The 26,245-nt window shown below is 71.9% G+C and carries 18 protein-coding genes; 6 read left to right on the top strand and 12 right to left on the bottom strand.

The window, feature by feature from the left end; all coding sequences use genetic code 11:
- Window positions 1-280: 280 nt before the first annotated feature.
- The 3 genes from murA to purD form a co-directional block, all read right to left on the bottom strand.
- On the bottom strand, window positions 281-1,549 hold the full coding sequence (gene murA / locus ACZ6RT_RS04630) for a UDP-N-acetylglucosamine 1-carboxyvinyltransferase (RefSeq protein WP_399185235.1): 1,269 nt from the start codon (window positions 1,547-1,549) through the stop codon (window positions 281-283).
- Window positions 1,550-1,992: 443 nt separating this feature from the next.
- On the bottom strand, window positions 1,993-3,027 hold the full coding sequence (locus ACZ6RT_RS04625; RefSeq protein WP_344891504.1) for a hypothetical protein: 1,035 nt from the start codon (window positions 3,025-3,027) through the stop codon (window positions 1,993-1,995).
- Between the two features lie 198 nt (window positions 3,028-3,225).
- On the bottom strand, window positions 3,226-4,458 hold the full coding sequence (purD, locus tag ACZ6RT_RS04620) for a phosphoribosylamine--glycine ligase (protein ID WP_470152231.1): 1,233 nt from the start codon (window positions 4,456-4,458) through the stop codon (window positions 3,226-3,228).
- A gap of 579 nt (window positions 4,459-5,037) precedes the next feature.
- Between purD and corA the strand changes: the two genes are divergently transcribed.
- Window positions 5,038-6,168, top strand: a complete 1,131-nt coding sequence (gene corA, locus ACZ6RT_RS04615) for a magnesium/cobalt transporter CorA (RefSeq protein WP_399185237.1) — start codon at window positions 5,038-5,040, stop codon at window positions 6,166-6,168.
- Between the two features lie 61 nt (window positions 6,169-6,229).
- On the opposite strand, the gene ACZ6RT_RS04610 is transcribed toward corA, so the two are convergent.
- From ACZ6RT_RS04610 to fbaA, 4 genes are all read right to left on the bottom strand, one after another.
- The gene (locus ACZ6RT_RS04610; RefSeq protein ID WP_399185238.1) at window positions 6,230-7,156 is read right to left on the bottom strand and encodes a glycerophosphodiester phosphodiesterase family protein; all 927 of its coding nucleotides are present in this window, start codon (window positions 7,154-7,156) and stop codon (window positions 6,230-6,232) included.
- Between the two features lie 86 nt (window positions 7,157-7,242).
- Window positions 7,243-8,526 (bottom strand): adenylosuccinate synthase, encoded by a 1,284-nt coding sequence (locus ACZ6RT_RS04605; protein WP_399185239.1) that lies wholly within the window; start codon window positions 8,524-8,526, stop codon window positions 7,243-7,245.
- 241 nt (window positions 8,527-8,767) lie between these two features.
- Window positions 8,768-9,187: a DUF3151 domain-containing protein gene (locus ACZ6RT_RS04600; protein ID WP_399185240.1), complete on the bottom strand. Its 420-nt coding sequence runs from the start codon at window positions 9,185-9,187 to the stop codon at window positions 8,768-8,770.
- A 104-nt stretch (window positions 9,188-9,291) separates the two neighbouring features.
- Entirely contained in the window at window positions 9,292-10,314 is a 1,023-nt protein-coding gene (fbaA, locus tag ACZ6RT_RS04595) for a class II fructose-bisphosphate aldolase (RefSeq protein WP_470152230.1), read from the bottom strand.
- Between the two features lie 348 nt (window positions 10,315-10,662).
- On the opposite strand from fbaA, the gene ACZ6RT_RS04590 reads away from it, so the two are divergent.
- Entirely contained in the window at window positions 10,663-11,073 is a 411-nt protein-coding gene (locus ACZ6RT_RS04590) for a hypothetical protein (RefSeq protein ID WP_470152229.1), read from the top strand.
- Between the two features lie 222 nt (window positions 11,074-11,295).
- On the opposite strand, the gene pyrE is transcribed toward ACZ6RT_RS04590, so the two are convergent.
- Window positions 11,296-11,832, bottom strand: coding sequence for an orotate phosphoribosyltransferase (gene pyrE / locus ACZ6RT_RS04585; RefSeq protein WP_470152228.1), 537 nt, complete (start codon window positions 11,830-11,832; stop codon window positions 11,296-11,298).
- A 283-nt stretch (window positions 11,833-12,115) separates the two neighbouring features.
- Between pyrE and ACZ6RT_RS04580 the strand changes: the two genes are divergently transcribed.
- Together ACZ6RT_RS04580 and ACZ6RT_RS04575 are read left to right on the top strand one after the other, a co-directional pair.
- Window positions 12,116-14,725: a zf-HC2 domain-containing protein gene (locus tag ACZ6RT_RS04580; RefSeq protein ID WP_470152227.1), complete on the top strand. Its 2,610-nt coding sequence runs from the start codon at window positions 12,116-12,118 to the stop codon at window positions 14,723-14,725.
- 431 nt (window positions 14,726-15,156) lie between these two features.
- On the top strand, window positions 15,157-16,392 hold the full coding sequence (locus ACZ6RT_RS04575) for an NYN domain-containing protein (RefSeq protein WP_399185245.1): 1,236 nt from the start codon (window positions 15,157-15,159) through the stop codon (window positions 16,390-16,392).
- Between the two features lie 105 nt (window positions 16,393-16,497).
- On the opposite strand, the gene ACZ6RT_RS04570 is transcribed toward ACZ6RT_RS04575, so the two are convergent.
- Complete coding sequence (locus ACZ6RT_RS04570; RefSeq protein WP_470152226.1) at window positions 16,498-17,256, bottom strand: SDR family NAD(P)-dependent oxidoreductase; 759 nt, start codon at window positions 17,254-17,256, stop codon at window positions 16,498-16,500.
- A gap of 76 nt (window positions 17,257-17,332) precedes the next feature.
- Between ACZ6RT_RS04570 and ACZ6RT_RS04565 the strand changes: the two genes are divergently transcribed.
- The gene (locus tag ACZ6RT_RS04565; RefSeq protein ID WP_399185247.1) at window positions 17,333-17,794 is read left to right on the top strand and encodes a MarR family winged helix-turn-helix transcriptional regulator; all 462 of its coding nucleotides are present in this window, start codon (window positions 17,333-17,335) and stop codon (window positions 17,792-17,794) included.
- A 53-nt stretch (window positions 17,795-17,847) separates the two neighbouring features.
- Here the strand turns inward: ACZ6RT_RS04565 and ACZ6RT_RS04560 are convergent, their stop codons facing one another.
- Window positions 17,848-18,480, bottom strand: a complete 633-nt coding sequence (locus tag ACZ6RT_RS04560; RefSeq protein WP_399185248.1) for a two-component system response regulator — start codon at window positions 18,478-18,480, stop codon at window positions 17,848-17,850.
- Window positions 18,481-18,483: 3 nt separating this feature from the next.
- Window positions 18,484-22,677 carry a HAMP domain-containing protein gene (locus ACZ6RT_RS04555; RefSeq protein ID WP_399185250.1) on the bottom strand — a complete coding sequence of 1,398 codons (4,194 nt, stop codon included), beginning with the start codon at window positions 22,675-22,677 and terminating at the stop codon, window positions 18,484-18,486.
- A 120-nt stretch (window positions 22,678-22,797) separates the two neighbouring features.
- Here ACZ6RT_RS04555 and ACZ6RT_RS04550 point away from each other — a divergent pair, with 120 nt between their 5' ends.
- On the top strand, window positions 22,798-24,336 hold the full coding sequence (locus ACZ6RT_RS04550; protein ID WP_470152225.1) for a PP2C family protein-serine/threonine phosphatase: 1,539 nt from the start codon (window positions 22,798-22,800) through the stop codon (window positions 24,334-24,336).
- 89 nt (window positions 24,337-24,425) lie between these two features.
- On the opposite strand, the gene ACZ6RT_RS04545 is transcribed toward ACZ6RT_RS04550, so the two are convergent.
- Window positions 24,426-26,192 carry a S9 family peptidase gene (locus ACZ6RT_RS04545; protein ID WP_470152224.1) on the bottom strand — a complete coding sequence of 589 codons (1,767 nt, stop codon included), beginning with the start codon at window positions 26,190-26,192 and terminating at the stop codon, window positions 24,426-24,428.
- Window positions 26,193-26,245 lie beyond the last annotated feature (53 nt).

The raw sequence follows: 26,245 nt of genomic DNA, 5'->3' as shown, positions 1-26,245 counted from the left end.
CCCGTTCGACGAGGTCATGGGGGCCCACCACACCGATGGTGAGATCCGGTGTAAGGGCACCCGGGCGTGACACTCGTGGCGCTTCTTCGCCCCGCTCGACCAATGTTCGTCCCATCATGCCGTCCGTTTGTTTTCGGCTCTCTTTTGGAACGATCGCTCGCGAGGGCCGTAATGTCACGCCCGATTTGCGGCCAATTCCGGAAGCAACTTCCGGGTTAAAGCCATGACTGGCATCGTTTACACAGGTCAGAGCGGTTTTTGAGCGGCTCAAACCCGTTGATTACGATGCAGAAATCTCTTGCCGCACGTCGGCCCCCAGGGACTGCATACGCTCGGCCAGATAAGAGTGCCCGCGGTCGATGAGATATCCCGACTCGATGACGGTCTCCCCTTCGGCGGCGAGGCCGGCCAGCACGAGGGCGATTCCCGAGCGCAGATCGTGAGCGGTCACCTGTGTTCCGGTGAGCGCAGTGGCGCCGCGAACGACCGCACTGTTCTCTTTCACTTCAATATCGGCGCCCATCTTGTTCAGTTCTGAGGCCAGGGCGAAACGGCCGTCGAAGATGCGTTCGTGAATGTAGCTGGCACCGTCGGCGAGACACGCGACCGTCATGATCGGCGACTGCAGGTCGGTGGCGAACCCGGGGTAGGTGTCGGTGATGACGTTGATCGGCCGCAGCGGGCGGTCCCTGCGCACGTGCAGCACGGCGCCGTGCTCGGCGAACTCCACCCCCATCTGCTCCAGCTTGTAGCGGACCACGCCGAGGTGGTCCAGGTCGGCGCCGACCAGGTTGACCTCGCCACCGGTGATGGCGGCGGCCATCGCGAACACGCCCGCGTCCAGGCGGTCCGGCATCACGGTGTGCTCGACGGCCTGGAGCTCCTCGACGCCCTCGACGGTGATGAACCCGGTGCCGCCGCCGCTGATCCTCGCGCCCATCCGGGACAGCATGTCGATCACGTCGAGCACCTCGGGCTCCAGCGCCGCGTTCTCGATCACGGTGGTGCCGCGCCCCAGCGCAGCGGCCATGATCAGGTTCTCGGTGCCGGTGTGCGAGGGGGTGTCCAGGTACAGGGTGGCGCCGGTCAGGCCCGCCGACTTGACGTGGATGACCGAGTCGCCCTCGTCCACGATCGCGCCCAGGCGCTTGTAGCCCAGGTAGTGGAAGTCGAGGTTGCGGCTGCCCAGGTTGCAGCCGCCCACGCCCTCGATGATCGCCTCACCGAGGCGGTGCAGCAGGGCGGGCACGAACAGCACCGAGCCGCGGAAGCGGCGGGCGATCTCCGCGGGCAGCACCGGGCTGCTCAGCGTCGAGGCGTCGATCACCAGCGTGCGCTCCGCCTCGTGGAGCTCGACGGTGGCGCCGACGGTCTGGGCCAGCTCGACCGCGCGTCGCACGTCCTCGATGATGGGGACGTTGCGCAGGACCGTACGGCCCTTCGACGCCAGCAGCGCTGCGCCGATCATGGGAAGCACGGCGTTCTTGGCACCCTGGATGAAGGCGGTTCCACGAAGTGGGTTGCCACCGCGCACGCGGTAACGGACCATGCGTAATGCTCCTTGGGAGTGGTTATGGTGATTCGTGTGGCGCGGGGCGGCAGCCGAGGTTATCGGCCAACAGTAGCCGCTGGATGCCCCTTAACCGGCCACTTCGGTGGTGAACTACCCCTGGGACGGCCGATGAGTCCCCTGGCCTGCGCCGCGACGTGACCGGCGGCCCCCCGCAGGGCCTCTCGCACGGCCCTTCGCTGGGCCCGCCCGCGACCCGATCCGCCGTGCCCTCACGGCGCCCGGCCCGGGGAGGGCCCACGCTGCGCGCCGGTGCGCGCCGGTGCCCGTAGGCGCCCGCCGGTGTTCCCGGACCCCGTCGACACGGCGCCCGGCCCGGGGAGGGCCCACGCTGCGCGCCGGTGCCCGCCGGTGCCCGCCGGTGCGCGCCGGTGCCCGTAGGCGCCCGCCGGTGTTCCCGGACCCCGTCGACCCGTTCCCGGTCACCCGTTCCTCGTGCCGCCCGCGGTGGTGAGCGGGGAGGCGGCCGACAGCAGGTGGTCGGCCCGCTGGTCCACGAAGCGGGTGACCACCTGCTGCCCGTACCCGAAGGCCATCGCCCAGACCAGGATGGCGGGCTGCGAGCCGAGCCCCGCGAACCCCGGCACGAAGCCCGAGTTCAGGATCAGCAGCCCGAGCACGGCGGTGGCCACCCCGGCGGGGGCCTTGAGGAGGTTCTGCACCACGGCCAGCGAGTAGCGGGTGGACAGCTCCGAGCGGGTGGACAGCGACGCCGCGGTGGCCAGCGCCGCGCCCAGCATGCCGATCAGCGCGACCAGCGGGACGTCGCCGTGGCCGGGCTCCAGGCCACCGGTGGGGCAGATCTGGGCGGGCATCAGCCCCTGGGTGCGGATCATCGAGCGGTCACCGCACATCGGGATGACGTTCGGCCAGATCGCGCCGATGACCACCACGCCCAGCACGATCAGGGTCAGCATGACGACCCCGCCGAGGAGCAGGTTGCGGAAGCTGCGCACCCGCCCGGTCTCCATGGCCTGCGCGGTGTACGCGGCCCGCAGCACCGACTGCATCAGCGGCCGGTCGCCCTCGCCCAGGTCCCCTACGGCCAGCCTGGCCTGGAGGTGGACCAGCCGCGGGTCGTCACCGGGCAGGTAGGCCCGGCCGATCGCGGCCACCTCCGGTGCCCGCCCGCACAGCTCCGCCGTCGGCAGCACGCCGTACAGCATCACGGTCGCGCTGTTGACGTTGGACCAGGCGCCCTCGACGGCCTGGCCGGTCAGCCAGCGCCGGATCCCGTGCCTGCTGCGCGCGTAGGTCTCCGCGCGGGCCAGGTGCGTGCCGATGCCCTCGCCCACCGAGACCAGCTGGCCCGCCTCGTCGCGCATGGTCAGGGCACGCTCCGCCTCGGCCCTGATCTCCTCGCTCCTGGTGGCCACGTACACCCGCCAGGTGCCGGGCCAGCGCAGCACGCCGGTGTCGCCGATGCGCTCCGGGGGGATCGCGGGGTCGAGCGCCATCGTTCCTCCGGGGGGCTGGAGTGACGGGAACGGGCCGTTCGGACGCCGCGGGTCTTTCAGACGCCACGGGCCTTTCGGACACCGCCGGCTTTTCAGGGTCCGCGGGTCTTCAGATGCCACGGGCCTTTCGGGGGCCGCGGGCCTTCGAACGCCACGGGCCTTTCGGGGTCCGTGGGTCGTTCGGGCGCCGCGGACCTTTCACAGGCCGCCGGCCGCGATGTCGGTGCGGTGGTGCGAGCCGCGCATGCGGACGTGCCCCACGGCCTCGTAGGCCGCCGCCCGCGCCGCGGGCAGGTCGGGGCCGGTGCCGACCACGCTGAGCACCCGGCCGCCGGCGGAGACGAGCCGGTCGCCGTCGCGGGCGGTGCCCGAGTGCAGCACGTAGGCGTTCCCGGCGACCTCGGACAGCCCTTCGATCACGTCCCCGCGCACCGGCTCGCCGGGGTAGTTCTCCGCCGCGACCACCACGGTCACCGCGGCGCCGTCGTGCCAGGAGAGCGGGCCCGCCTCGGCGAGCGTCCCGTTCGCGCAGGCGAGCAGCAGGGAGGCCAGGGGCGTGCGGAGCCGGTCCAGGACGACCTGGGTCTCGGGGTCGCCGAACCGGGCGTTGAACTCGATCACCTTTGGCCCCTTGGACGTGAGGGCCAGCCCCACGTACAGCACGCCCGTGTACGGCGTTCCCCGCCTGGCCAGCTCGGCCATCGTCGGCAGGACGGTCTCGGCCATCACCTGGTCGGCGAGGCCGTCCGGCGCCCAGGACAGCGGGGTGTAGGCGCCCATGCCGCCGGTGTTGGGCCCCCGGTCGCCGTCGTAGGCGCGCTTGTGGTCCTGGGCCGGCTGCAGCGGCACGGCCGTGGAGCCGTCGCAGAGCGCGAACAGCGACACCTCGGGGCCGTCGAGGAACTCCTCGATGACGACCCGGCCGCAGGCGGCGGCGTGCCGCAGCGCCTCGTCGCGGTCGCCGGTGACCACCACTCCCTTGCCGGCCGCCAGGCCGTCGTCCTTGACCACGTACGGGGTGCCGAACTCGTCCAGCGCGGCGGCGGCCTCGTCGGGGGTGACGCAGGTGCGCGACCGGGCGGTGGGCACGCCCGCCGCGACCATGACCTCCTTGGCGAAGGCCTTGGAGCCCTCGACCCGCGCCGCCTCGCGCGAGGGCCCGAAGCAGGGGACGCCCGCCTGCCTGACGGCGTCGGCGACACCGGCGACCAGGGGGGCCTCGGGGCCGATCACGACCAGGTCCGCGCCGAGCTCCAGGGCGAGGCCGGTGACCGACGCCGGGTCGGCCGGGGCCACCGGGTGAAGGGTCGCGACCTGCGCGATCCCCGCGTTGCCCGGGGCACAGTGGACCTCGGTGACCTGGGGGTCGGCCGCCAGCGACCGGCACAGGGCATGCTCTCGCCCGCCGGATCCAATCACAAGAACGCGCACCCGCCAGAGCCTATCGTCCCGCAGGGCCCTCGCCCCGACCCTGTGCCCTCGCCCCAACCCTGTGCCCTCGTCCCGACCCTGTGCCCTCGTCCCGACCCTGTGCCCTCGCCCCAGCCCATGCCCTCGTCCCGGCCCGTGCCGGCCGTCGTGTGTCGTGATGTCGTGCGGGTCCTCTCCCCGCTCCGTGCCCGCCGTCGTTCGTCGCCGTACGGGGATCCCGGCCGTCGTACGGTCCGGTGACGGCCTCGTGCCCGCGGCGCATCCGTACGCGCGGCGAACGGCCGGAAAGGAGGGGTGAATTTTGGCAGGTTGTGCATGATCGACGCTTGAACCTGCGAGTAAGCTGAGAACAGCCCCCCGACCGTGTTAGGTTCCTAGGTGGCCTTGCGTGTCTTTTTACCGATTGGAGGTGGTTCGGGATGTCCTCTGGCGATCCCAGCAGTACGTGCACGCGCACGCCTGCTGTGCGCACTTCCGACCACCTCGTCTCGGTGCCCGACCGGCGCCGCGCGCCCGGCCGCCTCTGCAGGTGAGGCCGCGCGCGCGGAGTACCGCCGGGTCGGGCGGGAAAGGCTCGCCATGCGCTCCTCACTTCTTTTTCCCCGCATCAAGCACGTACGCACGATCCGTGCCCCGCACGCCCCCTCGGTCTCGCTCCGTGAGCGGATGACCGGCGTCTGCGTCCCGCCGAGCGACTCGCTCGTCGAGTACGCCGCCTACATCGGTGGCAAGAAGATCGACGCCATGGGCATCCCCGACGCCCTCGAACTCGTCCGCGCGCACAACGCCGCAGCCGAGAGCGGTTCGGCCAAGGGCAACGCGTTCGTCTGGGTCGGCCTGCACGAGCCCGACGCCCCCGAGGTCGAGTGGCTGGCGGAGGTCTTCGCCCTGCATCCGCTCGCCGTCGAGGACGCCGTCAAGGCTCACCAGCGGCCCAAGGTCGAACGCTACGGCGACTCGGTGTTCGTGGTGCTGAAGACCGTCGCCTATCTCGACCACGACGTGCTGACCGCCACCAGCGAGATCATCGGCACCGGCGAGATCATGGTCTTCGTCGGCTCCGACTTCGTGGTCACCGTGCGGCACGGCAGGCACTGCCCGCTGACCGAGGTCCGCGAGCGCCTGGAGGACAAGCCCAAGCTGCTCAACCGCGGTCCCACCGGCGTGCTGCACGCCATCGCCGACCACGTCGTCGACAGGTACCTCGCCGTGGCCGACCGGATGCAGACCGAGCTGGAGGACGTCGAGGCCATGGTCTTCGCCGACGTCAGCGCCCGCGACATCGGCCGGATCTACAACCTCAAGCGCGAGATGATCGAGATGAAGCGGTCGGTCATGCCGCTCCAGGCGCCGATGTCCACGCTGGCCCAGCGCAGGATGATCCCGTCGGAGATGCGCGAGTACTTCCGCGACGTCGTCGACCACCTGGCCCGCGCCTGCGAGCAGGTCGAGTCCTCCAACGAGCTGTGCAACTCCGTCCTGCAGGCCGCGCTCGCCCGCTCCAACGCGCTCGCCAACGAGGACATGCGGAAGATCTCCTCCTGGGTCGCCATCATGGCCGTCCCCACGATGATCGCCGGCATCTACGGCATGAACTTCGAGCACATGCCCGAGCTCGACTCCGTCCTCGGATACCCGCTGGTCATCGGTGTGATGATCATCGCCTGTGCGCTGCTGTACCGGGGGTTCCGCCGCAACGGCTGGATGTGACGGCCCGCGCGGGTCGTACGGACCGTGCGGCCGATGCGGCCCGGTGCATTCCGGGGGCGCGTCAGGCGCTCATCGAGCGCGCCGGGGTAACCGGCGCGGGGACGCGCATGCCCCGCTCGGACCACAGGCCGATCATCCGGTCGGGGTAGTCGGTCACGATCGCGGCCACCCCGAGGTCGAGCAGCTCCGCGGCCCGCGCGGGCTCGTTGACGGTCCACGCCGCCAGCGGCAGGTCGGCCTTCTCGGCCCGCCGGGCGAGCTCGGGGTCGACCAGCACGTGCTCGGGGGACAGGACGGTCCCCCCGGCCTCCGCGGCGGCGGCCGGGACGTCGTCGTCGAAGTCCTCCAGGCGCAGGCCGTCCAGCCAGGCGTGGTCCATGGTGGCGCGCTCGATCAGGGCGTAGCGCGGGGTCGCCGGGGCCAGCGAGCGGGCGATCCGCAGGATCCGCCAGTCGAAGCTGAGGATCGCCGCCCGGTCCAGCCTGCGGTGCCGGTCCAGCTCGGCGACCACCAGCTCGGTGAACTCGGCCGGGTCGGCGCTCAGGTGCGGCCGGGTCGGGTCCGACTTGAGCTCCACGTGCACCCGTACCCCGTCGGCGCCGTAGGCGTCCATCAGCGCCAGCACCGCGCCCAGGGTCGGCATCCGGGTGTTCGGCACCGGGACCTGGGTCGCGGCGAAACGGTCCTCGGGGGTGCGCGGCACCCGCACCCCGCACTCCAGCGTGCGCAGCTGCGCCAGGGTGAGCTCGCCGATCGGCCTGCCCACGTACGGGTACAGCGGGTCTCCGTGGACGGCGGGGCGGACGTCGGCGCTGGTCACCGGGGAGACGGTGAGGTCGTGCGTGAGCACCGGCCGCCGGTCCGCCGTCAGCGCGACGTCGAGCTCCAGTGCGTCGACACCCAGCTCCAGCGCGTGGGCGAAGCCGGGCAGCGTGTTCTCGGGGCGGAGCCCGCGGGCTCCTCGATGACCGTGGATCTCGGCATGCACACAGGGACCTTATCCACCTCGCGCGCCGATTCCCCGGTACGGCTCGCGCCCGGTCTCGTCCGGACGCGATCCGCAGGGGGGCGAAACTAGATCATCGGGTGGATCTGGAGCGTCTCGTCGCGGCCGGGGCCGACGCCGATGGCCGAGATGCGGGCACCGCTCATCTCCTCCAGCGCCCTGACGTACGCCCGCGCGTTGGCGGGCAGGTCGTCGAAGCTGCGGACGCCGGTGATGTCGTCCTTCCAGCCGGGGAACTCCTCGTACACCGGCTTGGCGTGGTGGAAGTCGGTCTGCGTCATCGGGATCTCCTCGTGACGCACGCCGTCGACCTCGTACGCGACGCAGACCGGGATCGTCTCCAGGCCGGACAGCACGTCCAGCTTGGTGAGGAAGTAGTCGGTGACGCCGTTGATCCGGGTGGCGTACCGGGCGATGACCGCGTCGAACCAGCCGCAGCGGCGGTTGCGCCCGGTGGTCACGCCGTACTCGCCGCCGGTGGTGCGCAGCCACTCGCCCATCTCGTCGTCGAGCTCGGTCGGGAACGGGCCCGACCCCACCCGGGTGGTGTACGCCTTCAGGATGCCGATCACGCGGGTCAGCCGGGTCGGCGGGATGCCCGACCCCGAGCAGGCGCCGCCGCTCGTCGGCGAGGAGGAGGTGACGAACGGGTAGGTGCCGTGGTCGATGTCGAGCAGGTTGCCCTGGCCGCCCTCCAGCAGCACGACCTTGCCCTCGTCCAGGGCCCTGTTGAGGACCAGCGAGGTGTCGGCGATGTGCGGGGTGAGCCGCTCGGCGTAGCCGAGGTACTCCTCCAGGACCTTCTCCGGGTCGATCGCCCGGCGGTTGTAGATCTTGGTGAGGATCTGGTTCTTCTCGCCCAGCGCGACCTCGATCTTCTTCTGCAGGATGCCCGGGTCCAGCAGGTCCTGCACCCGCACGCCCATCCGGTAGATCTTGTCGCCGTACGCGGGACCGATGCCGCGGCCGGTCGTGCCGATCTTGGCCTTGCCCAGGTAGCGCTCGGTGACCTTGTCCAGCGCCTTGTGGTGGGGCATGATCAGGTGCGCGTCGGCGGAGATCAGCAGCCGCTCGGCGGAGACCCCGCGGGCCGCCAGGCCGTCGATCTCGCTGAGCAGCACGCCCGGGTCGATGACGACGCCGTTGCCGATCACGGGAACGACGTCCGGGGAGAGCACCCCCGTCGGCAGCAGGTGCAGCGCGTACTTCTGGTCGCCGATGACGACCGTGTGTCCCGCGTTGTTGCCTCCCTGGTATCTGACGACGTAGTCGACCTGGTCACCGAGCAGGTCGGTCGCCTTCCCCTTGCCCTCATCGCCCCACTGGGCACCAACGAGAACCACAGCCGGCATCGTGATCTCCAACCGCAAAACCGAAAACCCCTGGCGCAATCGCGACAGGGGCTCTTGCGAGGAGAGAATACCCGACGACGTCCGAAATGGGGATCTCCCCCCTGCCGCCGGAGGGCGGGGCGGGAGATCCCCTCGGTGGATCAGGGCCGGATCAGGTCCAGGTCAGGGGTGTGTCCGGGACCCGTGCGGACCTGTGCCGGACCCTGGGGGCGTGCCGGGTCCGGTCACGGTGGGACCCGTCTCAGCTCCCGGTGAGCTCGTCGAACGCCGTGGCGCTGGAGTCCTTGAGGAACTGGAAGCAGCGCTCGGCCTCGTCCTTCTCCCCGATGCTCTGGGCGGCACGGGCCAGCGCGTACAGGCATCGCAGGAAGCCCTGGTTGGCGGGGTGCTCCCAGGGGATCGGGCCGTGCCCCTTCCAGCCCGCCCTGCGCAGCTGGTCGAGGCCGCGATGGTAGCCGGTGCGGGCGAACGCGTACGACGTCACGGCGTGCCCGGCGGCGAAGTACTCTTCCGCGAGTGCCGCCCAGGCGGCCGGATGAGCGGGGAAGCGCGCGGCGACGTCGGATGCTTTGGCGCCGGATTCCAGCGCCTCCCGGGCTTCGGGCACATCCGGCAGGAGGGTGGGCGGCGGGCCCGCGAGGAGGTTCTCGTGCGATTCCATAACCACAGTCCTACCTGGTGTACCCGGGTGAGGCCAAGATCGGCTCCCGGAGACTTTCCGGGAGCCGGTCTAGGGGCACGCTCGCGACCGGGGAGAACGCGGTCTCAGGAGAGCTTGGTCCCGGCGGACTTCAGGTGCTGCGCGGCCTCGACGATGCGCGCCGCCATCGCGGTCTCGGCGGCCTTGCCGTACGAGCGCGGGTCGTACGCCTTCTTGTTGCCGACGTCGCCGTCGACCTTGAGCACGCCGTCGTAGTTCTTGAACATGTGCTCGACGATCGGGCGGGTGAAGGCGTACTGCGTGTCGGTGTCGATGTTCATCTTCACCACGCCGTAGGAGATGGCCTCGTGGATCTCCTCCAGCAGCGAGCCGGAACCGCCGTGGAAGACCAGGTCGAACGGCTTGTCCTTGCCGTACTTGGTGCCGACCGCCTCCTGGATGTCCTTGAGCACGCTCGGGCGGAGCTTGACGTGGCCCGGCTTGTAGACGCCGTGCACGTTGCCGAAGGTCGCGGCGAGCATGAAGCGGCCCCGCTCGCCCAGGCCCAGGGCCTCGGCGGTCGCGAGGGCGTCGTCGGTGGTGGTGTAGAGCTTGTCGTTCATCTCGCCGACGACACCGTCCTCCTCGCCGCCGACGACGCCGATCTCCACCTCAAGGACGATCTTCGCGCGGGCGGTCTTCTCGAGGAGCTCCTTGGCGATCTCCAGGTTCTCGTCCAGCGGGACGGCGGAACCGTCCCACATGTGCGACTGGAAGAGCGGGTCCTCGCCCCTGGCCACCCGCTCGAGGGAGATGTCCAGCAGCGGGCGGACGAAACCGTCCAGCTTGTCCTTGGGGCAGTGGTCGGTGTGCAGGGCGACCGTCACGGGGTAGTTGGCCGCGACCACGCGGGCGTACTCCGCCAGCGCCACCGAACCGGTCACCATGTTCTTGACGGTGGTTCCGGAGAGGAAGTCGGCACCGCCGGTCGACACCTGGATGATGCCGTCGCTCTCGGCCTCGGCGAACCCCCTGAGCGCGGCGTTGAGGGTCTGTGAAGAGGTCACGTTGATGGCCGGGTAGGCGAAACCTCCCGCCTTGGCCCGGTCGAGCATCTCGGCGTAGACCTCTGGGGTCGCGATAGGCATCGTGTCATCTCCCTGGAGACGGCTGTGAACAGCTGGCGCGGGGCATGAGGACATGGCCCGTAGGCCAGTATCCCGGGTTCCGTCCCCGGCCGGACAGCGCACCCCACTCCTTCGGGGTGGTGCAGAGGTCCACCGGGTACTTTCGCGGCCTACGCTACCGGCCCGGGTGAGGGTTCCCGGGCCCCGGTCCTCCTGCTTTCTGTGCGTCGGTGATTTTCCGGCATGACCTGGGCCGGAATGTACGATCTTCCGGATCCGGTGGCGTACGCCCCGATCCTTCGGACCGGTCGTGAAATCTCCTCATGAACCGCTAATCTCCACGGTGTGGGACGCCACAGGTCCGACCCCATGGGTATCGCGCGCCTGGTCCTCCTCGGACTGGTGGTGCCGGCCTTCGTCGCCCTGATCGTGTTCGGCGTCCTGTCGCTGTTCGGCGGCTCCGGCTCCGACGAGAAGACGGCCACGACGCCCACCCGGGCCGCCGCTTCCTCCCCCGCCCCCGCACCCGCCGCCGAACGGGTCCCCACCGTCCTCGTCGAGTGCCTGCGCCAGGAGTGCCCCACGGTCTTCCTCAAGGTCACCGGGGGTGACGTGCTGTTCGACCGGGAGATGGTCCGGGACGAGCGGTTCCAGTCCTTCGACCCCAAGGTCGACGTGGTCCTGGCGGACTCGGCCGCCGTCCGCGTCCAGGTGAACGGGACCGTCCGTCCCCCGGTCAGGCCCGGGGAGCGCGAGGAGTTCACGGTCTCCCGCGACTGACCGCGCACCTCCGGGCCGCACTCTGCCCGATCCGCGCTCCCGGATTCACACTCCCGAGGTCCGCACTCCCGGGGTCCGCACTCCCGGGGTCCGCACTCCCGGGGTCCGCACTCCCGGGGTCCGCACTCCCGGGGTCCGCGCTCCCGGGCTCGCGCTCGTGGGTTCGCGTGCCCCGGGGCCCCGTACCCCTTCCGAGTGACCCCGGAAGGGGTACGGGCTCCTTCAGGCCAGGCCGAGGTCGGCCAGCGTGTAGGCGGTCCGGTACGGCAGCCCGGCCTCGGCGATCGCCGAGGCGGCGCCGCGGTCCACGATGGTGGCGACCGCCACGACCTCGGCGCCCGCCTCGCGCAGCGCCTCAACCGCGGTCAGCGGCGACCCGCCGGTCGTGGAGGTGTCCTCGACCGCCAGCACCCGCCGCCCCGCCACGTCCGGCCCCTCGATCCGGCGCTGCATGCCGTGGGCCTTCTGCGCCTTGCGGACCACGAACGCGTCCAGGGTCCTGCCCCGGGCCGCGGCCGCGTGCAGCATGGCGGTCGCCACCGGGTCGGCGCCCAGCGTCAGCCCGCCGACCGCCTCGTACTCCAGGTCCTGGGTGAGGTCCAGCATGACCCGTCCCACCAGCGGCGCCGCCTGCCCGTCGAGGGTCACCCGGCGCATGTCCACGTAGAAGTCGGCCTCCTGGCCCGAGGAGAGCACGACCTTGCCGTGCACCACGCCCTTGCCCTTGATCTCCACCAGCAGGTTCTCGCGATCGCTCATGGCAATCAGGTTAGGGCGGCCCCGCCGTCACCCGATCGGGCCCGTCCCCTCGCGGGCCTCACGCCGGAACTCCCCGAAAAACACGACATCCCTCCGTGTTCCCCTGAACGCGTCGACACCCGGCGAAACCCGCTGGAATCCCCGTGACCTGCGGCCGGAGTCCCGGACGGTGCGCGACGGCTCCTCTCCCGGCCCTGCGGCGGCAAAAGTGCGATCCGGGTTTACTCCCGGCACGGACTGCGGGATCATCCGGCAGGCAACCATGGGTAATGACGGGGTCACAATGAGTGGGAAAACATCTCAAGGCGATGCCGAGCTGCTGGCCGCCACCAGAAACGGCGATCCGGCGGCGTACCGGTTGCTCCACCGGCGGCACGCCCACGCGGCGCACGCCCTGGCACGCCTGCTCGTGCGGGACGAGGCCGGGGGCGCGGACGTCGTGGAGGAGACGTTCACCGAGGTCCATCGCGTGGTCGCCCGGGGGGACGGCCCGGAGCAGGCGTTCCGCATCTACCTGCTGACCGCCCTGCGCCGCCTGGTGACGGACCGCGCCGCGACGGACCGCACCGCGGACGGTGACGGCGCCGCCGACCGTGCCCGAGACGGTGGTACCGGACGCGGTGGGGCCGGGAACGGTGCCGGAGGGGCCGGAGCCGGGGACGGTGCCGCCTCGGGGGACGGTGGCACCGCGTCCGGTACCGGCGGGGAACCGGCCGGAGGGGAGACGGGGGTCCTCGACCCGGGGGCGCCCCTCACCGATCCGGCGTCGGCGGCACTGGAGCGCTCGCCGGTGGCCAGGGCCTTCCGCTCGCTGCCCGAGCGCTGGCAGCTCGTGCTGTGGCACACCGAGGTCGAGAGGACCCCGCCCGAGGAGACCGCGCTCCTGCTGGGCCTGACGGTCGGCGGGACGGACGCGCTCGCCTACCGGGCCCGGGAGGGGATGCGCCAGGCGTGCCTGCGCATCCATCTGGCCGAGTCCCACGTGCCCGAGTGCAGGCCCGTGCTGGCCAGGCTGGGCCCCTACGTCCGCGGCAGCCTGGCCAGGGCGCACGGCAGGGTGGTGAACGAGCACCTGGACGGTTGCTCCGGCTGCCGGGCGGTGTTCACGGAGGTGACCGGCATCGGCCGCAGCCTGCGTTCCGTGGTCGGCCCGCTCGTCGTCGGCCCCGCGTTCCCGGCCTACCTGGCGGCGCTCGGCAGGCTGGGCGCGGCCGACGGGGGCGGGCTCCCCGGTCTCTGGCGCAGGACGCCCCGCTCCACGCGGCGTGCCCTGATCGCAGGGGCCGCGGTCACCGCGGTCGTGGTCGCGGTGGCGGCGGTCCTCGTCCTGGCACCGGGCCGCCGGGAGGCCCTCCCGCCGAGCGCGGCCTCCGAGCCGATCGTCGCCTTCCCGGTCCCCGGCGCCTCCACACCCGACGCCGGTACGACCGGCCCCGGCACACCTCGTGCCGGTACGCCCGGTGTGCCGTCTCCCGGCGCCCGAGACCCGCTGGCACCGCCGCAGGACGGCACGGGAGACGGAGTGGGAGACGGCACGGGCGGTGGTACGCCGGGAGCCGTACCGCCGCCCGCCGGGTCGCCGTCCGGGCCCGCCGGGGTGACCCCTGGCGCGCCGGTGCCCCACCTGGTGGCCACGATCGACGTGATGGGCGCCCTGGTCAGGTCCAAGGCGGGCATCGTGGCGCTGCGGCTGCGCAACGCCGGGGGCGGGCCGAGCGGGGAGGTCGTCGCCGACGTCGTCCTTCCGCGCGGCGTGACCCTGCCGTCGGGTTCCCCCAGGGGGCACGCCGTCGGTGTCGTGACACCGGTCGGCACGGTGGACGGCTGGTCCTGCCGGGCCCGGAGCAGGGGCGCGCGGTGCGTGCGCGGCCCGCTCCCGGCAGGCCGGGTCACGGCCGTGTTCCTCAGGGTCATGGTGTCGGACCAGGCCGTCCCCGGTGCGGCGCCCTCGGTCATGGTCTCCGCCCCGGGGACGCGGACCACGGCCGGGGCCCGTACCGGCGTGCGGGCGTCGGGCGCCCCGGCCAGGTTCGCCACCGACGGCAGGGTGGCCGTCTCCGCGATCGGCAACACCTTGCTGAGCTGCGACGCCTCCCGGCCGGAGTGCGAGAGCGCCCGCGCGCGCCAGGGCGGCAGGCGCGACAACAACGGCTGGCGGATGCGTCTGCTCGACCGGGACACCGATCCCTCGACGCGCGTGTCGAGCGCGGCCCGGCTTCTGCTGCCATCGGCCAGCAAGGTGGTCTGGGCGGGGCTCTACTGGTCGGCGAGCGCGCCCCCCGGCGGGCGGATCAAGTTCAAGGCGCCGGGGGAGAGGGAGTACCGGCAGGTCAGGGCGTCCGAGGTGGTCCAGAGGGAACTGCCCGTGGGCAGGGGCTACCGGGCGTTCGCCGATGTGACGCGCCTGCTGGGCAGGGTCGGCGGGACGTACTGGGTGGCGGACCCCTCGGTGCGACCGGGGGTGTCACGGCACGCCGGGTGGGGGCTGGTGGTCATCGTGGCCGATCCGCGCCGGCCGTACGGCCAGGCGGTGGTGGTGGACGACGCGACCGTGCTGGGTACGGGGCGCCGCTCGGTGCGGATACCGCTCGACGGGCTGACGTCCGCCCGCGTGGCCGCGAGAATGGCGCTGGTGACCTGGGAGGGCGACGCGGACGTGCGAGGCGACCGGGTACGGGTCGGCGGCCGGACGCTGCGGCCCGTCGGCGGGGGACGGGACCCGCGCAACCCGTTCGACGGGTCCGCCACCGGGGCGCGGGGCGGGGCGACGTTCGGCACGGACGTGGACCGCTTCCGGGCCCCGCTGGGACGTGACCCGGTGCTGGAACTCGGCACGCGCCAGGACGTCCTGCTGTTCGGCGTGGCGGCGGTGAGCGTCCAGACGGTCCCGTGACCCCGCGATCGCGCGCCCCCGTGACTTCGTGACCGCGCGCCCCCGCGCCCCCGCGCCCCCGCGACCGCGCGTCTCCGCGACTCGGTGACCGCGTCGGTCGCGTGCTCCCGCGACTCCGTGGGCGAGCGATCGCGCGACTCCGCACGACACTCCCGGGAGCGGATGGCAGGATGGCCGGGGAGCGGGTGCGCGCGCGTCTCGTCGAACCAGATTCGAACCAGATTCGGACCAGATCGTGAACGGGACAAACTGGTACGGTCTGCGGTGAACACTCCAACGTTTGGTCGAGCGCGGGTGGAATCGTCGGGATTCACCCTCGAAGGGTCAGCCGCTTGATTACCCTGAGGAAGGGCCGTCTGTCCGGTCTCTCAGGGGCTGTTTTAGGCCTGTCTGAGCCGAAGGATCGGGCCACGTAGGAAGGGCGGTGTCGTGTGGATCGTTGTGCGCTGTTCGTGGACGCCGGCTACCTGCTGGCCGACGGCGCGATGGCGGTGCACGGGACCCGCCATCGCGAATCGGTCGCCTGGGACTATCCGGGGCTGCTCCAGCTGCTGAACAAGCTGTCGAGGGAGCGCACCGGCCTGCCGCTGCTGCGCTGCTACTGGTACGAGGCCACCGTGGAGGGCCGTCGTACGCCCGAGCACGACACGCTGGCCGACATCCCCGGCCTGAAGCTCCGCCTGTCGCGCATCCGTCCCGGTCGTCGCGAGGGCGTCGACGCCCAGGTCCACCGTGACCTGATGACGCTGGCCCGCAACGGCGCGGTCTGCGACGCGGTCGTGGTCAGCGGTGACGAGGACCTGGCACAGGTCGTGTGCGACGCCCAGGACCTCGGCGTCCGGGTGACCGTGGTGCACATCAGCGCCGACGGGAGCTGGGCCGTCTCCCGCACGCTGCGCCAGGAGTGCGACGACCTCATCGAGATCGGTGCCACCCATCTGCGCCCGCACGTCAGCCTGATCAGCGGTGAGACGCCGGCCCTGGCGGTCAACGGCCACCGGCACGCGAGCAACGGGCAGTCCGCCCCCTCCCGCGCCGGCGGCGCCAACGGGTCCCCGGTCACCAGCCCCGTCCCGGCGGTGCAGAAGTCCCGCGCGGCCCATGCCCAGCCCGCGCTGCCGTCCTCGGCCTATCCGAGCTACACCCAGGAGTCACCGCTCCCGCAGGCCGCCCCGCCCGCCCCGTCCGGCCAGCCGGCCCAGGCACCGCAGGCGTCCCAGGCGGCGACCCCTCCGTCCCCGTCGCCGTCCCACGCGGCACCGGGCGGACAGGCCGGGCCGCCGCCGGCCGCCCCGCAGTACTCGCTGGGCGGTGGCAACACCGGCGGCATGCCGGCGTACCAGCCCTCGCAGATGGGCGCCTACACCGGCCCTCACGCCGCTCCGGTGCCGCAGCAGAGCACCGGCCCCGGCCCCGGTGCGACGACCCTCTCGGACGCGGTGCAGGCCGCGCACAAGGAGGGACACGACTTCGGCGAGTCCGTCGCCAAGGACGCGCCCGCCCTGTGGCTGGAGGCCGTCCTGGCCCGCAAGCCCCGGATGCCCTCCGACCTGGAGGCGCGCCTGCTGCAGGGGTCGTCGTTGCCGATCGACTTCCTGCTGCACGACGAGGTCCGGCACGCCCTGCGCCGCGGCTTCTGGGACGCCCTGGAGCGCGCCCGGCGCTGAGCCCCCGGAGCTACTCCCGAGCCGTCGCCGGGCGCGTGGGCACCGGGCGTGGCGAAGCCGGTGGAAGGCGCGGGCCGTCCGGCCGGGGACGCGCGGTGACCGCCGTCAGCGGGTCAGCTGCCGCCCGCCCGCCACGGAGAGGATCTCGCCGTTGACGTGCCCGTTCGCGGCCGAGCCCAGGTAGGCGACCGCGGAGGCGACGTCCTGTGGCGTGCAGATGCGGCCCGTCGGTGTCTGCGCGCCCTCGGCGTCGACGGCCGGCCGTCCGAGCCCGGGAGTGTTCAGCGCTCGCTCCGTCAGCGTGAAGCCCGGCCGCACGACGTTGGTGAGGACGCCGTGCCGGGCCTCCCGGACGGCGAGCACCCTCGCGGCCGCCTCCAGCGCGCTCTTGGCGGCGGGGTAGGCCACGCCCGCGGGTATGGGCTGGTCGACCACGTCCGACGAGATGAGCACCAGCCTCCCCCAGCCCGCGCTCCTCATGCCGGGCAGGACGGCGTCGATCACGGCCATCGTCCCCGTCACGTTCGCGGTGAGGCCGTCGGTCAGGCCGTCCCAGGTCTCCTGCGTCCTGTCCGGCCAGGCGACCGCGTTCGCGACCAGGACCGCGACGTCACCGAGCTCGCCCTCGACGCGGCGTACCGCCGCCCGTGCCGACTCGCGGTCACGCTGGTCGATCCGCACGGTCATGCCCCTGCCCCCCGCCCGCACGATCGGGTCGACGACGGCGCGTGCCCCCTCCTCGTTGCCGTGCCAGCCCGCGGCCACCGGCGCGCCCTCCTCCGCGAACGCCCTGGCGATCGCGGAGCCGATGTCGCCGGACGCCCCGGTGACCAGCACGACCCGGCCGTCGAGTCCGAGATTCATCGTTCCTCCAATGCTTAGCCGACCATCTATTAGTCGGCTATCTATTAGCCGACTATATAGATATAGGATGGCGGTCGTGGATGCAAGCGAGGCGATGCGCGTCAACCGGGCCCTGAACAAGATGAGCAAGCTCTACCGCGCCGTGAAGGCGCGCAAGCTCGCCGAGCTCGGCCTGCACCCGGGCCAGGACGTGCTGCTCTGGCTGCTGGCCCAGGAGCGCGAGGGGATGACGGTCTCGGAGCTGGCGGCCCGGGTCGGGATCGAGCCGCCGACCGCGACCCGCAGCCTGGCCCGGCTGGAGAACAGCGGCTGGTTCCGCCGCGAGGCGGTCGCCACGGACCGCCGCCAGGTGCGCATCGTGGTGACCGACGCGGGCCACGAGCTGGTGCCGGCCATCGAACGGGTGTGGGCGGAACTCGCCGAGCAGACGATGGGCGGCACGAGCGACGAGCAGCGCGAGATCGTGCTCGCCGCGCTCGAACGGGCCAACGACCGGCTACGTGGGGACGTCGGCGAGGCCGTGCTGGCCGAGGAGTGACCCCGCCGGCGCCCCTCCCGCCCCGGCCCGGACGGTGGTGAGGGGGGCGCCCGTCAGGTCAGGGCGTCGAAGCCGGACCGCAGGTGGTCGAGGCGGCGGGACAGCTCGGCGACCGGGCCCGCCAGGCGCGGGTCCCCGTTCTCGCGGACCAGCTCGACGACCCGTACCAGCTCCTCCTCGACCGAGGTCAGGCGGCGGGACAGCTCGGGCAGCACGGCCGCCTGGTCGGACGGCTCGCCGGGGGGCAGCTCGGCGCCGACACGCTCACGGAGCATGGCGGCCTGCTCGGCCATCCTGCGGTTCATGTTGTACAGCTCCACGAACACCGCGACCTTGGCCCTGAGCACCCACGGGTCGAAGGGCTTGGTGAGGTAGTCCACCGCGCCGGCCGCGTAGCTGCGGAAGGCGTAGTCGGGAGCGCTGTCCACCACGGTCAGGAAGATGATCGGGATGTTGCGGGTGCGCTCGCGCCGCTTGATGTGGGCGGCCGTCTCGAACCCGTCCATGCCCGGCATGCGCACGTCCAGCAGGATCAGCGCGAACTCCGTGCCGAGCAGGGCCTTCAGCGCCTCCTCCCCGGACTTCGCGCGGACCGGTACGAGGTCGAGCGAGCTGAGGATGGCCTCGAGCGCGATGAGGTTCTCCTCCCGGTCGTCCACCAGGAGGATCTTGGCTCTGTCCGGCATCGATCACACGCCTTCGTCGGAGTCGCCGGCCGGCTTGCCCCGGGTCAGCCAGCCGCGCAGCCGTTCGAGCAGGCGGTCGACGTCCACGGGCTTGGGCACGTAGTCGGAGGCGCCGGAAGCGATGCTCTTCTCCCGGTCGCCTCGCATGACCTTAGCGGTTAGCGCGATGATCGGCAGATCCGCGAACTGGGGCATCCGGCGTATCGCCGAGGTGGTGGCCCAGCCGTCCATCTCCGGCATCATGATGTCCATGAGCACCAGGGAGACGTCCTCGTTGCGTTCCAGCTGCTCGATGCCCTCGCGGCCGTTCTCCGCGTAGATCACCGTGGAGCCGTAGCGTTCCAGAACGCTGGTCAGGGCGAACACGTTGCGGATGTCGTCGTCCACGATCAGGATCTTCGCGCCGGTCAGCGGGTCCTCGCCCTTCCACGGCTTGCCCTCCTCCCGGGAGAAGGCCGGCAGCGGCATGTCCTCGCCGATCGGCAGCGCGGGCATCTCCGGCAGCTCGGGCAGCTCGTCGGGCTCGTCGGTCACGCCGAGGAGCACCGGGTTGCGGGGGGAGGAGGTGAGGGCGCTGGCCCCGCCGTCGCGGGAGGCCAGCGGGCCGCCGTAGGAGGGCGGCAGGTAGAGGGTGAAGGTGCTGCCCTCGCCGACCTTGCTGACCACGTGGATCTCCCCGCCGAGCAGGCGGGCGATCTCCCGGCAGATCGACAGCCCCAGGCCGGTGCCGCCGTACTTGCGGCTGGTGGTCCCGTCGGCCTGGCGGAACGCCTCGAAGATGACCTCCAGCTTGTCGGAGGCGATCCCGATGCCGGTGTCGACCACCTCGAAGGCCAGGATGCCGTCGGCACCGCGCAGGGTGTCGTCCACGAAGGCGACGGCGCGCCTGGCGTGCATCACGCGCAGCTTCACCTCGCCCTTGGGGGTGAACTTGATCGCGTTGGAGAGCAGGTTGCGCAGCACCTGCTGCAGGCGCTGCTCGTCGGTGCGCAGCTCCTGCGGGATCGACGGGTCCACCTCGACGGTGAACGACAGGCCCTTGTCCTGCGCCAGCGGGGCGAAGGTGGACTCGAAGTAGTCGACGAGCTTGGGCAGCGAGATCTGCTGGGGGTGGATGTCCATCCGCCCGGCCTCGACCTTGGACAGGTCCAGGATGTCGTTGATGAGCTGGAGCAGGGCCGAGCCCGCGCCGTGGATGGTGCGGGCGAACTCCACCTGCTGGGGCGTGAGGTTGCCGTCGGCGTTCTCGGTGAGCAGCTTGGCCAGCACCAGCAGGCTGTTCAGCGGGGTGCGCAGCTCGTGGGACATGTTGGCGAGGAACTCGGACTTGTAGCGGGAGGAGACCGCGAGCTGCTCGGCGCGCTCCTCCAGCGTCCGTCGGGCCTGCTCGATCTGGAAGTTCTGGATCTCGATGGCCCGGTTCTGCTTGGCCAGCAGCGCGGCCTTGTCCTCCAGCTCGGCGTTGGAGCGGCGCAGCTCCTCCTGCTGGCGCTGCAGCTCGTCGGAGCGTTCCTGCAGCTCCGTGGTGAGGCGCTGCGACTCGGTCAGCAGGTCCTCGGTACGGGAGTTGGCGATGATCGTGTTCATCGTGACGCCGATGGTCTCGACGAGCTGGTTCAGGAAGTCGTGGTGGACCTCGCTGAACTCGTTGAACGAGGCCAGCTCCAGCACGCCGAGCACCTGGGTCTCGAACAGCACGGGCAGCACGACGATCTGCGCGGGCGTGGAGGTGCTCAGGCCGGTGTCGACGGTCAGGTAGCGGGCGGGCACGTTGCCGAGGACGATCCCCCTGCCCTCCAGCGCGGCCTGGCCGACGATGCCCTCGCCGGTCGCGAACCGCTGGCGGGGGCCGTTGCCGGGACGGGCGCCGTACCCGGCGATGAGGTGCAGGTCGTGGTCGCCGGCGGGTTCGGCGAGGTAGAAGGCGCCGTAGTGGGCCGAGACCAGCGGGGTCAGCTCGCTCATGATGAGCCTGGCGACCTCCATCAGGTCGCGGTGGCCCTGCATGAGGCGGGAGATCCTCGCCAGGTTGGACTTCAGCCAGTCCTGTTCCTGGTTGGCGGTGGTGGTGTCGCGCAGCACCGACACCATCATGTTGATGTTGTCCTTCAGCTCGCCGATCTCGCCCTCGGCGTCGACGGTGATGGAACGGGTCAGGTCGCCGGTGGCGACGGCCGTGGTGACCTCGGCGATGGCGCGCACCTGGGTGGTCAGGCGGGCGGCGAGCTCGTTGACGTTCTCGGTGAGGCCCCTCCAGATGCCCTCGGCGCCCTCGACGCGGGCCTGGCCGCCGAGCTTGCCCTCGGAGCCGACCTCGCGGGCGACCCGGCTGACCTCGGAGGCGAACGAGGAGAGCTGGTCGACCATGGTGTTGATGGTGGTCTTCAGCGCCAGGATCTCGCCCTGGGCGTTCACGTCGATCTTGCGGTTGAGGTTCCCCGACGCGACGGCCGTGGTGACCTCGGCGATGTTGCGGACCTGGTAGGTGAGGTTGTTGGCCATCGAGTTGACGTTGTCGGTGAGGTCCTTCCAGACCCCCGAGACGCCGCGCACCCGGGCCTGGCCGCCGAGCTGGCCCTCGGTGCCGACCTCGCGGGCCACCCGGGTGACCTCGTCGGCGAACATCGACAGCTGGTCCACCATCGTGTTGAGGGTGTCCTTGAGCTGGAGGATCTCGCCCTGCGCGTCAGCGGTGATCTTCTTCGACAGGTTGCCCTGGGCCACCGCGGTGGAGACGGCCGCGATCTGGCGCACCTGGGTGGTCAGGTTGTTGGCCATCACGTTGACGTTGTCGGTGAGGTCCTTCCAGGTGCCGGAGACGCCGGGCACCTGCGCCTGGCCGCCGAGCTGTCCTTCGGAGCCGACCTCGCGGGCGACCCGGCTGACCTCGGAGGCGAACGAGGAGAGCTGGTCGACCATGGTGTTGATGGTGGTCTTCAGCGCGAGGATCTCGCCCTGCGCGTCCACGTCGATCTTGCGGGTCAGGTCGCCGTTGGCCACCGCGGTGGTGACCTCGGCGATGTTGCGGACCTGGTAGGTGAGGTTGTTGGCCATCGAGTTGACGTTGTCGGTGAGGTCCTTCCAGACCCCCGAGACGCCGCGCACCCGGGCCTGGCCGCCGAGCTGGCCCTCGGTGCCGACCTCGCGGGCCACCCGGGTGACCTCGTCGGCGAACATCGACAGCTGGTCCACCATCGTGTTGAGGGTGTCCTTGAGCTGGAGGATCTCGCCCTGCGCGTCAGCGGTGATCTTCTTCGACAGGTCACCCTGCGCGACCGCGGTGGAGACCGCGGCGATGGCGCGCACCTGGGTGGTCAGGTTGCCGGCCATCACGTTGACGTTGTCGGTGAGGTCCTTCCAGACCCCCGAGACGCCGCGCACCTGCGCCTGGCCGCCGAGCTGTCCCTCGGTGCCGACCTCGCGGGCCACCCGGGTGACCTCCTCGGCGAACGCCAGCAGCTGGTCCACCATGGTGTTCACGGTGTTCTTCAGCTCGAACATCTCGCCGACCGCGTCGACGGTCACCTTGCGGCTCAGGTCGCCCCGCGCCACCCCGGTGGTCACCGCGGCGATGTCGCGGACCTGGGCCGAGACGCGGCTGGACATGGTGTTGACGGCCTCGGTGAGGTCGCGCCAGCTCCCGGACATCCCGCGCACGTTCGCCCGGCCGCCCAGCCGGCCCTCGGTGCCGACCTCGCGGGCCACCCGCGTCACCTCGGAGGTGAAGAGCGAGAGCTGGTCGACCATGCCGTTGATCGCCTTGCCGAGGCGGCGCACCTCGCCCCGGGCACCGCGGTCGAGGTCGATCCGGCGCGACAGGTCGCCCTTGGCCACCGCGTCGATCACGTCGGCGGCCCCGCTGACCGGGCCGACCAGCGCGTCGATCAGCGCGTTGACCGAGTCGACGCTCTCGGCCCACGAGCCCACGCCGGGGCCGGGGGTCAGGCGCTCGCTGAAGCGGCCCTCCTTGACCACCTCGCGGCGCACCCGGTGCAGCTCGTTGGCCAGGTGCTCTCGGCGGTCGGCCACCTCGTTGAGCAGCAGGCGGATCTCGCTGAGAATACCGGGCGGGGCGTGCGGCACCCGGCGGCGGAAGTCACCGTCGCGCCAGGTGATGAGCGTCTGCAGAATCGGCCTCAGGTCCGATTCGCTGTAACGTCGCTCCTCGACGTCGGGCACGGTGTCGACCGTGGTCATGTGACCTCCTTGACTCCCGGGGGCGCAGCCGTGAGTCATACCAGTCTGTCACGGTGCGCAATGTGTAGTCCTACCTTCGATTCACCCCATGTCAACGGGAAGTGTGGTAGTCACGGAACAATGACCGGTGCTCCCCGTGCCGTCCTGGCGGCGACCTTCGCCCCGGGAGAGACGGCCGTCCCCGAAGCCAGGCGGTTCACCAGAGAGGTGATGACCGCCTGGGCCGCCGCGTCCGTCATGGCGCCCGCCGAGCGGCTGGCGATGGATCTCTCGTCGCAGGTGACCGGTGTTCCCTTCGAGATCGTCTGGAGCCATCTGGGCGACGGTCTGCAGATAGAGGTGCGCCACAGGCGGGCACCGGAGTCGGGCTTCGACGCCCCGTCCGTGCCGGTGGAGGAGTGGGGTGTCACCTTCGCCGGGCAGCAGCGCACACACTGGGCCAAACTCAGGCTACCCGGTTCCTCCGGGCGGCCGTCCTCGGAGTGGACGGCCGAGGAGCCCAATCGCGGGCCGATCTGGATGGGCTTCCTCGCCGACGCCAGCGACCTGCTGGCGGGCACCCTCGACCCCGACATGGTGCCCGCGATCATCTCGCAGATCGTGGTGCCGAGGCTGGCCACCTGGTGCGCGGTCTACACCTGGAACAACGAGGGCGGCCCGCAGCGGCCGGCCTACCTGTGGCACACCGACGAGCAGCGCATCGACGAGCTGCGCGAGGAGCTCGACGCCGTCCAGATCCCGCAGACCGGCGGGTCCATGCAGCTCGCCGACTCGCAGATGCTGATCATCCCGCTGCTGGCGCGCGGGCGCACGCTGGGCGCGATGTGCCTGGGCCGGCCCGACCGGTTCGCCGAGGACGTGTTCCAGTACGCCGAGGACATCGGCCGGCGGGCCGCGCTCGCACTGGACAACGCCCTGCTGTACGCCACCCAGGCGGCGGCCAACCGGGCGCTGCAGCGCAGCCTGCTCCCCCCGGACGAGCCGGGTGAGATCCCCGGTCTCGACCCCGCCGTGGTCTACGAGCCGGCCGGGGAGACCAACGAGGTCGGCGGGGACTTCTACGACCTGTTCGCGGCCGGGGAGTCCTCGTGGCGGTTCGCGGTGGGCGACGTCTGCGGGACGGGTCCCGAGGCCGCCGCGGTCACCGGCCTGGCCCGGCACACCCTGCGGCTGCTGGCCCGGGAGGGCTACGGGGTGGCCGCGGTCCTGGACCGGCTCAACCAGGCCATCCTGGACGAGGGCGACCGCGCGCGCTTCCTGACGCTGCTGCACGGGGAGATCACCCCGTCCGCGAGCGGGCTGGAGGTGTCGATGGTCTCCGCCGGGCATCCGGAGGCGCTGAGGCTGCGCGCCGACGGGGAGGTGGACACCGTGGTGACCTCCCAGTCGCTGCTGGGCGTGTTCCCCGAGGCGACCTTCAAGGCCGAGGTCGTCCACCTCGACCCCGGTGACGTGCTGCTGGCGGTGACCGACGGGGTCACCGAGCGCCGCAGGGGCGGGCGGCTGCTCGACGACGACGGGGGGCTGGCCAGGCTGCTCGCCGAGTGCGCGGGCCTGTCGGCACGGGCGGTGGCCGAACGGATCCGCCGTGCCGTCCAGGACTTCGCCCCCGAGCCGAGCGCCGACGACATGGCGATCGTGGTGCTGCGCGCCCGCTGACCGCCGCGTCCGTCGCGTCTGCCGGACGTTCCCGGCAGCCCTGCCCGCCCGCGCCTGCCGGCCGTACGCCGGGGAGCGTGGCGGTGCGGTCAGCTGTCGATCTTGATGTGCCTGCGGGCGAAGTCCAGCTGCGCCGACATCTGGGCGATGCGCTCGGAGACGACCAGGGAGCCGTGGCCCGCGTCGTAGCGGTAGACCTCGTGCTCGTGGCCGCGTGAGGCGAGCCGCGCCACGTACGCCTCGATCTGCCCGATCGGGCAGCGCGGGTCGTTCTCCCCGGCGAGGATCAGCAGGGGCGCCTCGACCTGGTCGACGTAGGTGATCGGCGAGCTGCCCGCGTAGCGCTCGGGCTGCTCCTCGGGGGAGCCGCCGAACAGCGCGCGGTGGTAGGAGCGCAGTCCCTCGGCCTCCTCCCGGTAGGTGGCCTCGTGGTCGGCGATCGGCACCGTGGCGATGCCCGCCGCCCACGTCTTGGGCTGGGTGCCCAGGCCCAGCAGGGTGAGGTAGCCGCCCCAGGACGCGCCGGCGAGCACCAGCCGGTCGGGGTCGCAGACGCCCCGGTCGACCATGGTCTCCCTGACCGCGGCGACGTCGGAGAGCTCGATGTGCCCGAGGTCGCCGTGCAGGGCGTTCCGCCAGGCCGAACCGTAGCCGGTCGAGCCGCGGTAGTTGACCCGTACGACCGCGAAGCCGAGGTCCACCCAGGCGGCCACCTGCGGCACGAACGAGTCGTCGTCCTGCGCGGTGGGCCCGCCGTGCAGCAGGAAGACCGCGGGGAAGGGCCCGGAACCGCGCTCTGGGCGCGAGACCAGGGCGTGGATGCGGCCGCCCGGCCCCTCCACGTCGACGTCCTCGACCGGGACCGACGGGGGCGAGGTGGGGCCGCCGTGGTTCATCACGACGTGGCCGCTGGTCGACCGGATCAGCGGCGGGTGCGCCCCGCTGGACCAGGAGTACTCGACCGAGCCGTCGGGCCGGGGCGCGGCGGCGTCGATCACGCCGTGCTGGGTCTCGATCGGGAACAGCCCGCCGCCGGGGAGGTCGTAGCGCGTCAGGGAGGTACGGCCGCGGTTGGCGCGCACCACGAGCAGCGACCGGCCGTCGTCGTACCAGTCGGCGGTGATCTCCCCGGGGTCGCGCAGCCAGATCTCGCGCTGGTCGCCGGTCTCGGGGTCCCAGACCAGGGGCTCGCGGCGGCCCCTGCGCTCGTGCAGGGTGAGCAGCCGGCGGTCCCCGGACAGCGGGGCGAAGCGCAGGCCGAGGACGCCCTTGCCGGGGCCGTCGTACAGGTCGCCGACGACCTCGCCGTTCGGCCGGAGCACGCGCAACGCGGGGTGGCGGGCGTCGCCGTGCTCGCTGTGGCCGATCGCGATCAGGGAGCCGTCCAGGGAGACCGCGGAGACCGAGGCGGCCTCGGAGTGCTCGTAGACCGTCCGGGCGGGCTCGCCGGGCCGTACGAGGTGGACGGTGAAGCCCTGGCCGGGCCTGGCCATCCCGACGACCGCGTCGCCGGTGGCCGCCAGCGCGAGCCCGGACGGGAAGCCCGGGGGGAGGTCGATCGGCTCGTCGGGCCCGCCGCCGAAGGGCTGGCGCATCCAACGGCCCCACTCGTCGCCGTCGGTGTCCTCGAACCACCAGATCCACCGGCCCGTGGGGTCGATCGCGCCGTGCGAGGTGCCCTTGGGCCTGGAGGTCACCTGCCGGGTGGAACCCGACGCCCGGTCCCAGGCGTAGACCTCCCACGCTCCCGAGGCGTTGCTGCGGTAGACGGACCGGCTGGGGGCCTGACCCGCCCACACGGGCAGCGTCACGCGCGGCGCGCGGAACCTGGCCTGCCAGCGCTCCTCCGCCTTCATATGGCGCTTCCCTCCGTCAAGGCTTCAGCTTCACGTGTCCGGGCGCGGCCCGC

The sequence above is a fragment of the Streptosporangium sp. NPDC050148 genome, assembly GCF_055586505.1.
This window is presented reverse-complemented; position numbering and strand designations above follow the sequence as displayed.

What these genes read in the sequence shown, in the direction of transcription:
- murA (WP_399185235.1), bottom strand. Translation starts at nt 1,549, where the DNA reads ATGGTCCGTTACCGCGTGCGCGGTGGCAACCCACTTCGTGGAACCGCC.
- ACZ6RT_RS04625 (WP_344891504.1), bottom strand. Translation starts at nt 3,027, where the DNA reads ATGGCGCTCGACCCCGCGATCCCCCCGGAGCGCATCGGCGACACCGGC.
- corA (WP_399185237.1), top strand. Translation starts at nt 5,038, where the DNA reads ATGCGCTCCTCACTTCTTTTTCCCCGCATCAAGCACGTACGCACGATC.
- ACZ6RT_RS04605 (WP_399185239.1), bottom strand. Translation starts at nt 8,526, where the DNA reads ATGCCGGCTGTGGTTCTCGTTGGTGCCCAGTGGGGCGATGAGGGCAAG.
- ACZ6RT_RS04600 (WP_399185240.1), bottom strand. Translation starts at nt 9,187, where the DNA reads ATGGAATCGCACGAGAACCTCCTCGCGGGCCCGCCGCCCACCCTCCTG.
- fbaA (WP_470152230.1), bottom strand. Translation starts at nt 10,314, where the DNA reads ATGCCTATCGCGACCCCAGAGGTCTACGCCGAGATGCTCGACCGGGCC.
- ACZ6RT_RS04590 (WP_470152229.1), top strand. Translation starts at nt 10,663, where the DNA reads ATGGGTATCGCGCGCCTGGTCCTCCTCGGACTGGTGGTGCCGGCCTTC.
- pyrE (WP_470152228.1), bottom strand. Translation starts at nt 11,832, where the DNA reads ATGAGCGATCGCGAGAACCTGCTGGTGGAGATCAAGGGCAAGGGCGTG.
- ACZ6RT_RS04580 (WP_470152227.1), top strand. Translation starts at nt 12,116, where the DNA reads ATGAGTGGGAAAACATCTCAAGGCGATGCCGAGCTGCTGGCCGCCACC.
- ACZ6RT_RS04570 (WP_470152226.1), bottom strand. Translation starts at nt 17,256, where the DNA reads ATGAATCTCGGACTCGACGGCCGGGTCGTGCTGGTCACCGGGGCGTCC.
- ACZ6RT_RS04560 (WP_399185248.1), bottom strand. Translation starts at nt 18,480, where the DNA reads ATGCCGGACAGAGCCAAGATCCTCCTGGTGGACGACCGGGAGGAGAAC.
- ACZ6RT_RS04555 (WP_399185250.1), bottom strand. Translation starts at nt 22,677, where the DNA reads ATGACCACGGTCGACACCGTGCCCGACGTCGAGGAGCGACGTTACAGC.
- ACZ6RT_RS04550 (WP_470152225.1), top strand. Translation starts at nt 22,798, where the DNA reads ATGACCGGTGCTCCCCGTGCCGTCCTGGCGGCGACCTTCGCCCCGGGA.
- ACZ6RT_RS04545 (WP_470152224.1), bottom strand. Translation starts at nt 26,192, where the DNA reads ATGAAGGCGGAGGAGCGCTGGCAGGCCAGGTTCCGCGCGCCGCGCGTG.